General features: G+C 63.6%; 12 protein-coding genes. 8 read left to right on the top strand and 4 right to left on the bottom strand.

Annotation, left to right across the window (positions count from 1 at the left end):
- The first annotated feature begins 2 nt into the window (after window positions 1–2).
- From DEM26_RS05400 to DEM26_RS05390, 3 genes are read left to right on the top strand one after another with little or no spacing between them, the layout of a single operon-like run.
- A complete protein-coding gene (locus DEM26_RS05400) occupies window positions 3–578 on the top strand; it encodes a DedA family protein (protein ID WP_109171882.1) in 576 nt (191 codons plus the stop codon).
- Complete coding sequence (locus DEM26_RS05395) at window positions 575–1,318, top strand: glycosyltransferase family 2 protein (protein WP_075776030.1); 744 nt, start codon at window positions 575–577, stop codon at window positions 1,316–1,318. Before DEM26_RS05400 ends, DEM26_RS05395 begins: the two co-directional genes overlap by 4 nt.
- A gap of 34 nt (window positions 1,319–1,352) precedes the next feature.
- A complete protein-coding gene (locus DEM26_RS05390) occupies window positions 1,353–2,777 on the top strand; it encodes a dihydrolipoyl dehydrogenase (protein ID WP_109171881.1) in 1,425 nt (474 codons plus the stop codon).
- Here DEM26_RS05390 and DEM26_RS05385 read toward each other — a convergent pair.
- Together DEM26_RS05385 and DEM26_RS05380 are read right to left on the bottom strand one after the other, a co-directional pair.
- Window positions 2,774–3,526, bottom strand: a complete 753-nt coding sequence (locus DEM26_RS05385) for a 3-keto-5-aminohexanoate cleavage protein (RefSeq protein ID WP_109171880.1) — start codon at window positions 3,524–3,526, stop codon at window positions 2,774–2,776. The genes DEM26_RS05390 and DEM26_RS05385 overlap by 4 nt on opposite strands.
- Window positions 3,523–4,845, bottom strand: coding sequence for an aspartate aminotransferase family protein (locus tag DEM26_RS05380; protein WP_109171879.1), 1,323 nt, complete (start codon window positions 4,843–4,845; stop codon window positions 3,523–3,525). The genes DEM26_RS05385 and DEM26_RS05380 overlap by 4 nt, the downstream gene beginning before the upstream one ends.
- Window positions 4,846–4,986: 141 nt before the next feature.
- Between DEM26_RS05380 and DEM26_RS05375 the strand changes: the two genes are divergently transcribed.
- The 4 genes from DEM26_RS05375 to DEM26_RS05360 all read left to right on the top strand — a co-directional run bounded on the left by DEM26_RS05375 (window position 4,987) and on the right by DEM26_RS05360 (window position 10,035).
- A complete protein-coding gene (locus DEM26_RS05375) occupies window positions 4,987–5,850 on the top strand; it encodes a MurR/RpiR family transcriptional regulator (RefSeq protein WP_233243028.1) in 864 nt (287 codons plus the stop codon).
- A 57-nt stretch (window positions 5,851–5,907) separates the two neighbouring features.
- A complete protein-coding gene (locus DEM26_RS05370; protein ID WP_075776034.1) occupies window positions 5,908–6,882 on the top strand; it encodes a TAXI family TRAP transporter solute-binding subunit in 975 nt (324 codons plus the stop codon).
- A gap of 109 nt (window positions 6,883–6,991) precedes the next feature.
- On the top strand, window positions 6,992–9,607 hold the full coding sequence (locus DEM26_RS05365; RefSeq protein WP_075776035.1) for a TRAP transporter permease: 2,616 nt from the start codon (window positions 6,992–6,994) through the stop codon (window positions 9,605–9,607).
- Window positions 9,604–10,035, top strand: coding sequence for a universal stress protein (locus DEM26_RS05360; protein WP_075776036.1), 432 nt, complete (start codon window positions 9,604–9,606; stop codon window positions 10,033–10,035). The genes DEM26_RS05365 and DEM26_RS05360 overlap by 4 nt, the downstream gene beginning before the upstream one ends.
- A gap of 74 nt (window positions 10,036–10,109) precedes the next feature.
- On the opposite strand, the gene DEM26_RS05355 is transcribed toward DEM26_RS05360, so the two are convergent.
- Together DEM26_RS05355 and DEM26_RS05350 are read right to left on the bottom strand one after the other, a co-directional pair.
- Entirely contained in the window at window positions 10,110–10,775 is a 666-nt protein-coding gene (locus tag DEM26_RS05355; protein WP_088718978.1) for an acyl-homoserine-lactone synthase, read from the bottom strand.
- Window positions 10,776–10,848: 73 nt separating this feature from the next.
- On the bottom strand, window positions 10,849–11,424 hold the full coding sequence (locus DEM26_RS05350) for a helix-turn-helix transcriptional regulator (RefSeq protein ID WP_158275083.1): 576 nt from the start codon (window positions 11,422–11,424) through the stop codon (window positions 10,849–10,851).
- 126 nt (window positions 11,425–11,550) lie between these two features.
- Between DEM26_RS05350 and DEM26_RS05345 the strand changes: the two genes are divergently transcribed.
- A complete protein-coding gene (locus tag DEM26_RS05345; protein WP_075776039.1) occupies window positions 11,551–11,982 on the top strand; it encodes an autoinducer binding domain-containing protein in 432 nt (143 codons plus the stop codon).
- Window positions 11,983–12,224: the final 242 nt, after the last annotated feature.

The raw sequence follows: 12,224 nt of genomic DNA, 5'->3' as shown, positions 1-12,224 counted from the left end.
TTATGTTCGGCTTGGAGACGATCTCCGCATTGATGGCGAAATACGGCTTGGCCGTAATCGCGCCGATTGCGGTACTCGAAGGGCCGATCGTGACCGTGATCGCGGCGTGGCTTGCCAGCCAGAACCTGTTCTCCGTCTGGTCGGTTGCGATCATCGTGATCCTTGCCGATCTCGTCGGCGATCTGGGGCTCTATTCGCTTGGCCGATGGGGGCTGAACCGGATGCCCAAGAAATGGCGCGACAGGCTGGGCCTGAGCCGCGCGCGGCTCGTGAGCGCGGCGCGGCACTTCCAGAGCAAGGGGATCAAGACGCTGGTCTTCGGCAAGCTGACCCATTCGGCTGGCGCGCCGGTGCTGGTCGCAGCCGGGGTCGCGCGGATGAATTTTTGGGTGTTCATGCTGACCAATCTGATCGCCACGATCCCGAAATCGCTGGCTTTCGTGGCACTCGGCTATTGGCTCGGCTCGCATATCGGCAAGATCGACAGCTGGCTGTCGACGGGCTCGCTGATCCTGCTCGTCGTGATCGCGCTCGGCGCCACGATCTGGTTCTATCGCCGCAAGAGGTCGCACTCATGACGAAGATCAGTTGCATTCTGCCCGCCTATAACGAAGCCCCGCGGATCGGCGCGGTGCTGGAGCGCGTGCTGGGCCATCCGCAGATCGCCGAGGTGATCGTGATCGACGACGGCTCGAGCGACGGCACCGCCGAAATCGCCGAGGGGTATCGCGCCGCCCATCCGCATCTGCGGGTGCTGCGCCAGACACAGAACGGAGGCAAGACGGCGGCCGTGGCCGCGGGGATCGCAGAAGCCGCGGGCACTCACCTGATGCTGCTCGACAGCGATCTGCTGGGGCTGACCCATTCCGATCTGGGCGCGCTGATCGCGCCGGTGGCGAATGGGGAGGCCGATGTCACGATCAGCCTGCGCCGCAACGCGCCGCGCATCTGGCGGGTGATCGGGCTCGATTACATCTCGGGCGAGCGTGTGATCCCGCGCGAGATGCTGGGCACGCGACTGGAGGCTCTCAACGCCCTTCCCCGCTTCGGGCTGGAGGTGTTCATGAACCGCCTGTGGATCGGCGCGCGCGCCCGGATCGCCGTCGTCGCGTGGCCCGGCGTCGACAGCCCGATGAAATCCGCAAAGCTTGGCAACTGGCGCGCCGGTGTCGCCGCCGACGCGCGGATGATCCGCGACATCTTCCGCACCATCGCACCGCATCGCGCGTTGGGGCAGATCGTGGCGATGCGCCGCCTTCGGGTGCCAGCTCAGGCGCAGACTTTACCGCGCAAAGGCTTGGAACGTATAGCTCGCTAGGCGGTTCGGTTCGCGACAGTTCAGCGGAGGTTTCATGTCACAACATGCGCGCGTCGTCATAATCGGCTCCGGCTCGGCCGGGTTGTCCGCCTTGCGCGAGGTGCGCCATGCGACAGATGACTTCCTCATCATCAATGACGGCCATTGGGGCACGACCTGCGCCGAAAGCGGCTGCATGCCTTCCAAGGCGCTGATCGAAGCCGCCAACGCCTTCCACCGTCGCCACGATTTCGAGGCCTTCGGGATTTCCGGCGCCGAGACGCTGCGCATCCGCGTGCCCGACGTGATGGCGCGAATGAAACGGATGCGCGACGACTTCACCAAATCGCCGCGCGCGGTGCCCGAGAAACTCGGCGAAAAGGCGATCTCGGGCCGCGCGAGGCTCCTCGGGCCGAACCGGATCGAGATCGAGGGGCACGGGGAAGTGACCGCCGACGCGATCATCCTCGCGACCGGTTCGTCGCCAGTGCTGCCGGGGCCGTGGAAAACCTTCGGCGATCGTATCTTTACCACCGACACGCTGTTCGACCGCGACGACCTGCCAAAGCGGATCGCGGTGATCGGCATGGGCGCGATCGGCGTGGAACTCGCACAGGCGATGGCGCGGATGGGTATCGAGGTCGCGGGCTTCGATGCGTTGGAAAGCGTGGCTGGCATGACCGACCCGGAAGTCGCTGCACTCCTGCGCGACGCCATCGCGGCGGAACTGCCGCTGCATCTGGGTGCACCGGCTGAGATTTCCGAAGGCAATGCGGGCAGTTTGATCGTGAAAGGCGCAGGCGGCGCAGAATTCGAGGCCGACGCCGTGCTCGCCGCGATGGGACGCCGCCCCAATATCGCGGGGCTCGGGCTAGAGACGCTCGGCGTGCCGCTCGACGATCACGGGATGCCCGAGGTCGACGCCTCTTCCACGCAGATCGGCGATCTGCCGGTCTTCATGGCGGGCGACGCAAACGCGGTCCGCCCGATCCTGCACGAAGCTGCGGACGAAGGGCATATCGCGGGGCGCAACGCCTTGGCCGAAAGTCCACGCCGCTATCGCCGCCGGGCCTCGATGGCCATCGCCTTCTGCGCGCCCAACGCGGTGCGTGTCGGGCAGAGCTTCGCGGATCTGGAGGGGAAGGACATCTTGATCGGACACGCCAATTTCGCGACGCAATCGCGCGCCCGGCTGGCCGAAGAGGCGCATGGCCTGATCCGCATCTATGCCGAGCCGGGAAGCGGCAAGCTCCTGGGCTGCGAGATGGCGCTGCCCGAGGGCGAGCATTTCGCGCATCTCTTCGGCCTCGCGATCCAGTCGGAGATGAGCACCTACGACATGCTGGCGATGCCCTTCTATCATCCGGTGATGGAGGAAGGGCTGCGCAGCGCCTTGCGTGAGATCGCCCGGCAATTGCCCGACGAAGAGCGCTCCGACCTCGCCGACTGCCCCGAGAAAGGGCATTCGACGCTCGACTAAAGAGCTGCGATCTCGGCCACACGCGCGGCGTTGTCGGGTGCGGTCGTCCCGTCTTCCATCACCAGCGAATTCTCGAACCCGACCCGCGCCTTGCCCCCCTTGGCGAGCGCGTTTCTCAGGCAGGCGGTCTCGCCCCGGCCGAAGGCGCAAATCGCCCAGTCGGGGGTGATCGCCTCGGCTTGCATCCAGTCGAGGAACGGGTCGAGCATCTCAGGCGTCGAGACTTGCCCCGCGACATAACGGCCCATCACGAAGATCAGTTGCAGTGCCGGATCGCGCAGCAAACGATCGGGCAGAACGCGCGCCAGCGCCTCGGCATCCTCGCGGGAATAGAGGATATGTTGGATCGCGATCCCGCGCTCTGCCGCCTCCTCGTAGAACTTCATCGCCAGCAATTCATGATCGCGCAGCATCTCGCGCGCCGAGACAGAGACCATATGAGCGCCCGAGTTCAGAGCCACGTAGCGCTGGTGGCCCGGCGCGTAGCGCCCCGCAGCCTCGGTGGTGATCTGGATCGCCATGTCGCCCAAGCGCGGACGCAGATGGGCCAACGCCTCGGCATAGGCTCCACTATCGAGCAGGTGCCCGCCCGCATCGTCGCGCAGGTGCAGATGCAGCGCCCCTGCCCCGGCGTCGCGGCAGGCGAGCGCAGTCTGCGTGATTTCGTCGAGCGAGACCGGCAGCGCCGGATGGTCGGTCTTGGTCTTGGTCGCCCCGTTCGGCGCGACCATGATACGCGGCAGGCTCACCCGAGAACCTCGCGGATCGCGGTGCCGAGCTTGTCCACCAATTCGCCGATCTGGTCGTCGGAGATGATGAAGGGCGGCGCGAGCAGAATGTGGTCGCCGCGCTGGCCGTCGATCGTGCCGCCCATCGGGTAGCAGACGAGCCCCGCCTCGAAAGCCGCAGCCTTGAGCTTCTTGTTGACGGCCTTCGCCGGGTCCATCGGCTCTTTCGTGGCGCGGTCGGCCACGATTTCCAGCCCGCGGAACATGCCGCGCCCACGGATGTCGCCAATATGGGGATGCTGGCCGAACGCCTCGCGCAAAGCCGCGTCGAGCACTTCGCCCTGCTGCGCCGCCCGCGCGACCATGCCACCCTCGGTCAGCTTCTTGACCACGGCATCGCCCGCGGCGGTCGCGGTCGGGTGGCCGATATAGGTATGTCCGTGCTGGAAGAAGCCCGAGCCGTTGACGAAGGCGTCATAAATCTCGGACGTGCAGATCGCCGCCCCGATGGGCTGATAGCCCGCGCCGAGCCCCTTCGCGATGGTGACGATATCGGGCGCGATCCCGTCCTGCTCGCAGGCGAACAACGTACCGGTCCGGCCCATCCCGCACATCACCTCGTCGAGGATCAGCAGGATGCCGTATTGATCGCAGATTTCGCGGATACGCTTGAAATAGCCCTTTACCGGCGGCACCGCGCCCATCGTGGCGCCCACGACCGGCTCGGCGATGAAGCCGATCACGTTCTCCGCACCGAGACGCTGAATTTCGGCCTCCAGCTCGTTGGCGACGCGCAGACCGTATTCCTCGGCGGTCTCGCCGTCCTCGCGCCAGCGGTATTCATGCACGGGCGCGATGTGGCTCACATCGATCAGCAGCGGGTTGAACTTCTCGCGGCGCCACGCGTTGCCGCCAGCGGCCAGCGCGCCCAGCGTGTTGCCATGATAGGACTGGCGGCGCGCGATGAAATGCGACCGGCTCGGCTCGCCCTTCTCGACGAAATATTGCCGCGCCATCTTCAGCGCGCTTTCCACCGCCTCCGACCCCCCGGATGTGAAGTAGACGCGATCCAAGCTCCCCGGCGCGTGAGCGATGAGGCGATCGGCAAGCCGCTCGGCGGGTTCGGAGGAGAAGAAACCGGTATGCGCGAAGGCGATATTGTCGATCTGATCCTTGATCGCGGCAATCACGTCCGCGTCAGAGTGACCGAGACAGGACACGGCCGCACCGCCCGAGCCATCGAGATACCGCTTGCCCTCGGCGTCGAGGATGTAGATACCGTCGCCCTTTACTGCCAAGGGCGCAGTGGACTTCGTGTGGCGCGGGAATACATGGCTCATATCGGTCCCTCCTTCGGGACAAGATTGCGTGAGGGTCGCTGATCACCCCATGAAACATATGTTTTACGCATTGACAATATATGAAACAAATGAAACGGTCACCGCGACGCGATAACTGGTGATGGAACCTGGGGAGGAGCATTGTCCGGCAGTTTCGAACAGCGATTGGCTGCGCAATATGGCAGCCTGTCCACGCGTTTGCGTGAGGCGGGCGACTATATCGCGGACAATCCGGTGAGCATCGCCACGCGCTCGCTGCGTATGCTGGCGAGCGAGTCGAACCTTGCGCCCGCGACCTTCACCCGCCTCGCCCATGCGCTCGAATACGAGAATTTCGAAGAGCTGCGCGAGACCATGCGCGACCAGATCGGTCGCCGTGTTTCACCCTTCGCGGACCGCGCCGACCGGCTGCAGAAGGACGCAGCCGATCCGCAGGACAGCTTCCTCAACCGGTATGCCGCGGCCACGCAGGACAATATCGCGGCCCTGACCGCCGCGATCGAACCGGGACGGCTCGAGGCCGTGGCCGACAAGATCGCCGCCGCCCGCCGGGTGGTGCTGCTAGGCGCGCTAGGTTCGACGGGGATTGCGGAATACACCGCCTATATCGCCAATTTCCTAGGCGACAACTGGGAGCTGGGCGCCCGCGCTGGCTCGTCGCTGGGCGCGACGCTCGCCGGGCTCGACGAGCGCGACGCGGTTCTGGTGATCACCAAGCCGCCCTTCGCGCGCTCCACCATCCGCAGCGCGATCCATGCCCATGAACAGGGCGCCCATGTCACGCTGATTACCGACAGCCGCAGCTGTCCGGCGCTGCACGCGGCCGATGAGACCTTCATCGTGCCCACCGACAGCCCGCATTTCTACACGAGTTACGTCGCCACGCTGTTCTTGCTCGAAGCAATTCTGGCGCTGGTGGCGAAGCGCGCGGGACCCCGCGCAACCGAACGGATCGCCGAGGTCGAACGGCGCAACAGGCTTCTCGACGAAGTCTATGCACGCTGACCGAGGCGGACCGTACCACTGAACCGACACCCAAAAACGATCAACGGGAGTGACTACATGAAACAGTTCTTCAAACTCGGGGCCGTCGCGGCCGTCGCCGGCGCGCTGATGGCGCCCGCGGCGAACGCAGCCGACGAGACCTTCATCACCATCGGGACCGGCGGCGTCACCGGCGTCTACTACCCGACCGGCGGCGCGATCTGCCGCCTGATGAACAAGAGCCACAAGGAAACCGGCGTCCGTTGCTCGGTCGAGTCCACCGGCGGTTCGGTCTACAACATCAACACCATCCGTTCGGGCGAGCTGGACTTCGGCATCGCCCAGTCGGATTGGCAGTACCACGCCTACAAGGGCGACTCGAAGTTCTCCGATCAGGGTCCGTTCGAGAAGCTGCGCGCCGTGTTCTCGATCCACCCCGAGCCCTTCACCGTCGTCGCGCGTGCCGATAGCGGCATCAAGAACTTCCAAGACCTCAAGGGCAAGCGCGTGAACATCGGCAACCCCGGCTCGGGTCAGCGCGGCACGATGGAAGTGCTGATGGATGCGATGGGCTGGAAAACCTCGGACTTCGCGCTCGCGACCGAGCTGAAGGCCGCCGAGCAGTCGAAAGCGCTCTGCGACAACCAGATCGACGCGATGGTCTACACCGTGGGTCACCCCTCCGGTTCGATCCAGGAAGCGACCACCTCCTGCGACGCGAACCTCGTGAACGTCACGGGCGACGCGGTCGACAAGCTGGTCGCCGACAATCCGTACTACGCCACCGCGACGATCCCCGGCGGCATGTATCGCGGCAACCCCGACGACACGAAGACCTTCGGCGTGCGCGCGACCCTCGTGACCTCGGCCGACGAGCCCGATGATGTCGTCTATGCGCTGGTGAAGTCGGTCTTCGACAACTTCGACGAGTTCAAGAAGCTGCACCCGGCCTTCGCGCATCTGAAGCCCGAGGAAATGGTCACCGCCGGTCTCTCGGCTCCGATCCATCCGGGCGCTCTGAAGTACTACAAGGAACGCGGCTGGATTAAGTAATCCCTGCGCATATTCGGGCGGGCGCGCTTGCGTGCCCGCCCTTTTCAGTTTCAGCTACTAAGATCATGCCGGAACAGGCGGACGGCCCGTTGGGTCGCAAGGGGGAACGATGGCGGAAAATCGCGCCTTGAACGAACAAGAATTGCAGGAGCTCGTACAAGCTTCTGACAGCGGGGCGCGCAGCCCCAAGGGATGGGTCGGGCTCATGGTCGCCGTGGTGGCGCTGAGCTGGTCGATCTTCCAGGTGCTTCTGGCCTCGCCCATCGGGCCCTATGTGCTGCCGGGCGACCTGATCAACAATGCCCGCCAGATCCATCTGGCCTATGCCATCTTCCTCTCGGCGATGGCCTATCCGCTGTTCAAGTCCTCACCCAAGGACCATGTGCCGTGGTATGACTGGATCCTCGCGGTAGGCGGGGCGCTTCTCGCGCTGTACGGCTATTTCTTCTACCAGAAGATCGTCGACAATGGCGGACTCGCCGATATGCAGGACTCCTATATCTCGGTCCTGGGCATCATCTTCCTCTTCATCGCAGCCTATCGCACGCTCGGCCCGGTCATGGTGCTGCTGGCGATCGTGTTCCTGTGTTATGTGTTCTTCGGCTCGTCGGAGTTCTTCCCCGAACAGATCCGCTGGGCCGGTGCGAGCCTGCGCAAGGCGATGAGCCACATGTGGATCACCTCCGAGGGGGTTTTCGGGATCGCGCTCGGCGTCTCGACCAAGTTCGTCTTCCTCTTCGTGCTGTTCGGCGCGCTGCTCGAGAAAGCGGGCGCGGGCAACTACTTCATCCAGATGGCCTTCGGCGCGCTCGGCCACCTGCGCGGCGGACCTGCGAAAGCCGCCGTCGTGGGCTCTGCGGCGACCGGCCTGATCTCGGGCTCGTCGATCGCGAACGTGGTCACCACCGGCACCTTCACCATTCCGCTGATGAAACGCGTAGGCTTCTCGGCAGAGAAAGCCGGCTCGGTCGAGGTGGCTTCTTCGGTCAACGGCCAGATCATGCCGCCGGTGATGGGGGCCGCCGCCTTCCTGATGGTGGAATATGTCGGCATCTCCTATCTGGAGGTCATCAAGCACGCCTTTATCCCGGCGATCATCTCCTACATCGCACTGTTCTACATCGTGCATCTGGAGGCCGTGAAAAACCGCATGCCGACGATCGGCGACCGCGTGGTCTCGGTCTGGCGCACCGCCTTCGGCATGTTCGCCTTCTTCGCGGGCTTCGCGGCGCTGTGCTATGCCACGCAATACCCGGTGCGCCTCATCACCTCGATGGTACCCGAAGGCGCAGGCTGGGTTCTGTCTCTGCTCGTCGTCTTGGTCTATCTCGGCCTCGTCTGGGTCGCCGCGAAAGCGCCCGATCTGGAGCCGGACGATCCGAACTCCGAGATCGTGAAGCTTCCGGAGATCAAGGATATCTACAAGGCGGGCCTCTACTACCTGCTCCCGATCGTCGTTCTGGTCTATTTCCTGATGATCGAGCGCAAGTCGCCGGGCCTGTCGGCCTTCTGGGCCTCGTTCCTGCTGTTCTTCATCCTGCTCACCCAGAAACCGCTCAAGGCCGCCTTCCGCGGCGAGAGCGCCCCGATGAGCCGCTTCCGTGAAGGCGTTCTCGACCTGATCGGCGGCATGATCGACGGCGCGCGCAACATGATCGGCATCGGCCTGGCCACCGCCACCGCCGGGATCATCGTAGGCACCGTCTCGCTGACCGGGATCGGTCAGGTGATGGCCGATTTCGTCGAGTTCCTCTCGGGTGGCAACCTGATCCTGATGCTGATCTTCGTGGCGATCCTGTCGCTGATCCTCGGGATGGGCCTGCCGACCACGGCGAACTACATTGTCGTCAGCTCGCTGATGGTGGGCGTCGTCGTCCATCTGGGCGCGCAGTCGGGCCTCGTGGTACCGCTGATTGCGGTGCACCTGTTCGTGTTCTACTTCGGGATCATGGCGGACGTGACGCCACCCGTGGGCCTTGCCTCCTTCGCGGCGGCGGCAGTCTCGGGAGGCGACGCGATCAAGACCGGCTTCACGGCGTTCTTCTATTCGCTGCGCACGGTCGCCCTGCCCTTCGTGTTCATCTTCAACACCGATCTGCTGCTGATCGACGTGACGTGGTACCAGGCGATCTTCGTCTTCGTCATAGCGACGATCGGCATCCTCGTCTTCACCGCGGGCACGATGGGGTGGTTCGTCACCCGTTCGAAGATCTGGGAGACGGTGGCGCTTCTTCTGATCGCCTTCACCCTGTTCCGTCCCGGCTATTTCATGAACATGATCGAGCCGCCCTATAACGAGGTGCCGCCTGCGAACATCACGCAGCGCCTCGACAAGGCACCGGTCGGGCGTGAGCTGCGACTGATCTTCTCGGGTCCCGATTACACCACCGAAGAACCGAAGGACCTGACCGTGCTGGTCAAGGTGCCCGAAGGCGCGACGGGGCAGGACCGGCTCGACAAGCTCGGCCTGAGCTTCACCGAAACGGACGGAAAGATGGTCGCGGACGAGCCGATGTTCGGCTCGGAGTTGCAGCAGAAACTGCAGGGCTTCGACTTTTACGGCGACACGCCCGTCACACTGTCCAACGTGAAGGTGCCGAACGACCAGCTTCCGAAAGAGCTGATGTTCATCCCCGCTTTCGCGCTTCTCGCGCTCATCGCTTTCCTGCAATATCGGCGCAGGGAAGACGATGACGCGGCCTTTGCTGAAGGAGAACCGGCATGACAAATACCATTCTCTGCGCGATCGACATGAACCGCCCCAAGACCGAGCGCAAAGTGCTCGAATGGGCGGCGCGGCTGGCCAAGATGGAAGACGCACAGCTCGACGTGATCACCGTGGTGCCCGATTACGGCTCGGCGGTTGTGGGGGCCTTTTTCTCGGACGATCACACAGCGAAGGCGAAGGAGCACGCGCGCGAGCTGCTGCATGACTTCGTCGCCGAGGTCGTGGGCCCCGAGGTGAACGCCAAGGTGCGACACATCGTGGGCGTCGGCACGGCCTATCACGAGATCCTGTCGCTGGCCGAGAAAGACGGCGCGGACATGATCGTGCTTGGGGCGCATCGCCCCGATCTCAGCGATTATCTGCTCGGGCCGAACGCTGCTCGGGTCGTGCGGCACTCCAATTGCTGCGTCTTCGTCGTGCGCTGAGCGCGCGACCGACGCCGAAGATTTAGGGGCGCGCCCGGGCGATGGGCGCGCCCTTTTTCTTATCCCGCACCGGCTCAGGCAGCGGTATGCAACTGGCGCGGCGCCGACCGGGCCGCCAGCACGCAGGCCTCGGCCATCTCGCGACGCCGCTGCGTGGAATATTCCGCGGGCATCCGCAGCGCCGCGTATTGCCGCCCGTCCTCGTCGTTGCGATAGGTCGGGCCCATCCGGCTCACATCGTAGCCAAGCTGGCGCAGCGCCCGCATCAGCGCGAGAGAGGAGAGACAGATCAGCTCGTCCGCGCCCCGCTCCTTGGCGCGTTCCACCAGCCCGTCGACGATCAACCGCAGGCAGGTCGCGCGCTCCGCCTGCGTGGTCAGCGCGTCGGAAATCACCAGCCGCGTACATTCCCAGACCGTCTCGCTCGCAATTTCGGTCGGCAGGATTTCCGGCGGAATATGCGGCAACTTTCCCAGATGCGCGTCGCGCAGCATGTAGGTATTTCCACCCCAGATCGCCGCGGTGGACATTGCGCGCGCACCGCCCACCACCTGCCCCTCCTTCAGCACGAGCGAGTAATGCGCTAGGGGCGTATCATATTGATCCATCTCCACTTCGTCGTTATGCGGCACGTCCCAACCGAGCGTGTCGACGAAGACCTCCTTGCGCAGGCGCAGAAAGTCGTAAAACGCGGTGCCGAAGCGGTGAAGTTGCGAGAATTCGAAAGTGCAGTTTTGCATTGGAGCCTCCTTCTGGATAACTCCATCGAAACCACGAATTTGTAAAAAATTCACCCTTTTAGGTTGTACCAGCCTAGATGAGTCGCCTCGACGTCGCGATTGCGAGCATCTCGATCGCATTTCGCGCACCCAGCTTTCGGCTGGCAGAGGAAAGCCGGGCCTTCACGCCGCTCTCGGAAATCGCGAGTTTCGCGGCGATCTGCTTGATCAAGAGCCCATCCGCGCGGTAGCGGATCGCCTCGAGTTCGGCTGCCGTGAGAGAGCGTTGCGAGGCATCGACATGCAAGGTCTTGAGCATCTCGAACGCTTCCTGCAGCTCGGCATCGGTGAAGTCCCGATCCGACCGGAACAGCGCGGCGTGGCTGCGTCGCCCGACATCGCGCGGCGTGTTGAACGAGATTGTCGCGCCATAGAGAAGTCCCATGCGCCGCGCCATCCCGACGACGTCGCGGGGATCGTCTTTCAGATCGGCCCAGCGCACGTACCCAACATTGTGATAGACCCAGTGCATCGAAGGGTCCTGCACCACCAGACCGTGCTGAGTATAGAGGTCCACCCAGTCACCGTTCAGACGGTTGAGTTCGGCCTCAGGGAAAGAATAGCCAACCCTTAGCGCGAGATAAAACCCGGCAGGGGCGATTTGATTCAATCGCGTTTCGCAGTCCCTCAGTTCCATGATCTGATGGTCAATTCACTTGCACTCGATGCGGTCTCAGCCTACCGTCGCGCGGGACGCTGAGACCCTCTTCCGACAACCTAAAGACGAAATCCCGTGATGGAAACAGCAAACCGCAAGGAAATCGATAACCTTCTCAAGGAACTCGGTCAAACCTGCGACACCGGTTTCGCGTTTGCCCTGCATATCCGCTTTACCCGCCCGAACATCCTGTATCGCACCTACCCCGAGCCGTGGATCGAGGAATATAGCGAGAAGGGCATGATGATGGATGATCCCGTCGTGCTGTGGGGGATGCAACACGAGGGTATCGTGCGTTGGGAGGATCTCGATGACCCCAAAGGGGTCTTGGAGGGGGCAAAAGCCCATGGCCTTCGGAACGGGTTGACCTGCGCGGTGCTGGAAAACGGCTCTCGTTCGATCTCGGGCTTCACCCGCTCTACCCAGCCTTTCTCTGAGGCCGAGGCGCAGGAGCTGTTGGAGATGACCCGGCAGCTACACAATCTTACGGCGGGCCTCTCTGACCTCTGAGACGCGGCCTTTCGCACCAGCCTCGCGCCGATTGTGCAAATCGAATCAACGGGTCTCTGCAATTCCGACTGGCCGAAGCCGCTGCCCCTAATTCAACCTCGGCGTGTAAATTTCATCTAACCGAAGGTTGGTTTTTGTCGGCCATTCGAATTTCGGTCGAAAAGCTTGGCTTTCGCTTGATAGGCGCGAAAGGCGCCCCCTAACCTCTTAAGTATCTGTAATCGGGATCGACGGGCCTGGTC

Source organism: Thioclava sp. NG1 (assembly GCF_003122275.1).
Classification (GTDB): Bacteria; Pseudomonadota; Alphaproteobacteria; order Rhodobacterales; family Rhodobacteraceae; genus Thioclava; species Thioclava nitratireducens.
The sequence above is the reverse complement of the archived record's forward strand: the minus strand, read 5'-3'. Positions and strand labels throughout refer to the sequence as shown.

Excerpts from the sequence above, each read along its gene's own strand:
- DEM26_RS05400 (WP_109171882.1), top strand. The coding sequence starts at position 3 with ATGTTCGGCTTGGAGACGATCTCCGCATTGATGGCGAAATACGGCTTG.
- DEM26_RS05395 (WP_075776030.1), top strand. The coding sequence starts at position 575 with ATGACGAAGATCAGTTGCATTCTGCCCGCCTATAACGAAGCCCCGCGG.
- DEM26_RS05390 (WP_109171881.1), top strand. The coding sequence starts at position 1,353 with ATGTCACAACATGCGCGCGTCGTCATAATCGGCTCCGGCTCGGCCGGG.
- DEM26_RS05380 (WP_109171879.1), bottom strand. The coding sequence starts at position 4,845 with ATGAGCCATGTATTCCCGCGCCACACGAAGTCCACTGCGCCCTTGGCA.
- DEM26_RS05370 (WP_075776034.1), top strand. The coding sequence starts at position 5,908 with ATGAAACAGTTCTTCAAACTCGGGGCCGTCGCGGCCGTCGCCGGCGCG.
- DEM26_RS05365 (WP_075776035.1), top strand. The coding sequence starts at position 6,992 with ATGGCGGAAAATCGCGCCTTGAACGAACAAGAATTGCAGGAGCTCGTA.
- DEM26_RS05360 (WP_075776036.1), top strand. The coding sequence starts at position 9,604 with ATGACAAATACCATTCTCTGCGCGATCGACATGAACCGCCCCAAGACC.
- DEM26_RS05355 (WP_088718978.1), bottom strand. The coding sequence starts at position 10,775 with ATGCAAAACTGCACTTTCGAATTCTCGCAACTTCACCGCTTCGGCACC.
- DEM26_RS05345 (WP_075776039.1), top strand. The coding sequence starts at position 11,551 with ATGGAAACAGCAAACCGCAAGGAAATCGATAACCTTCTCAAGGAACTC.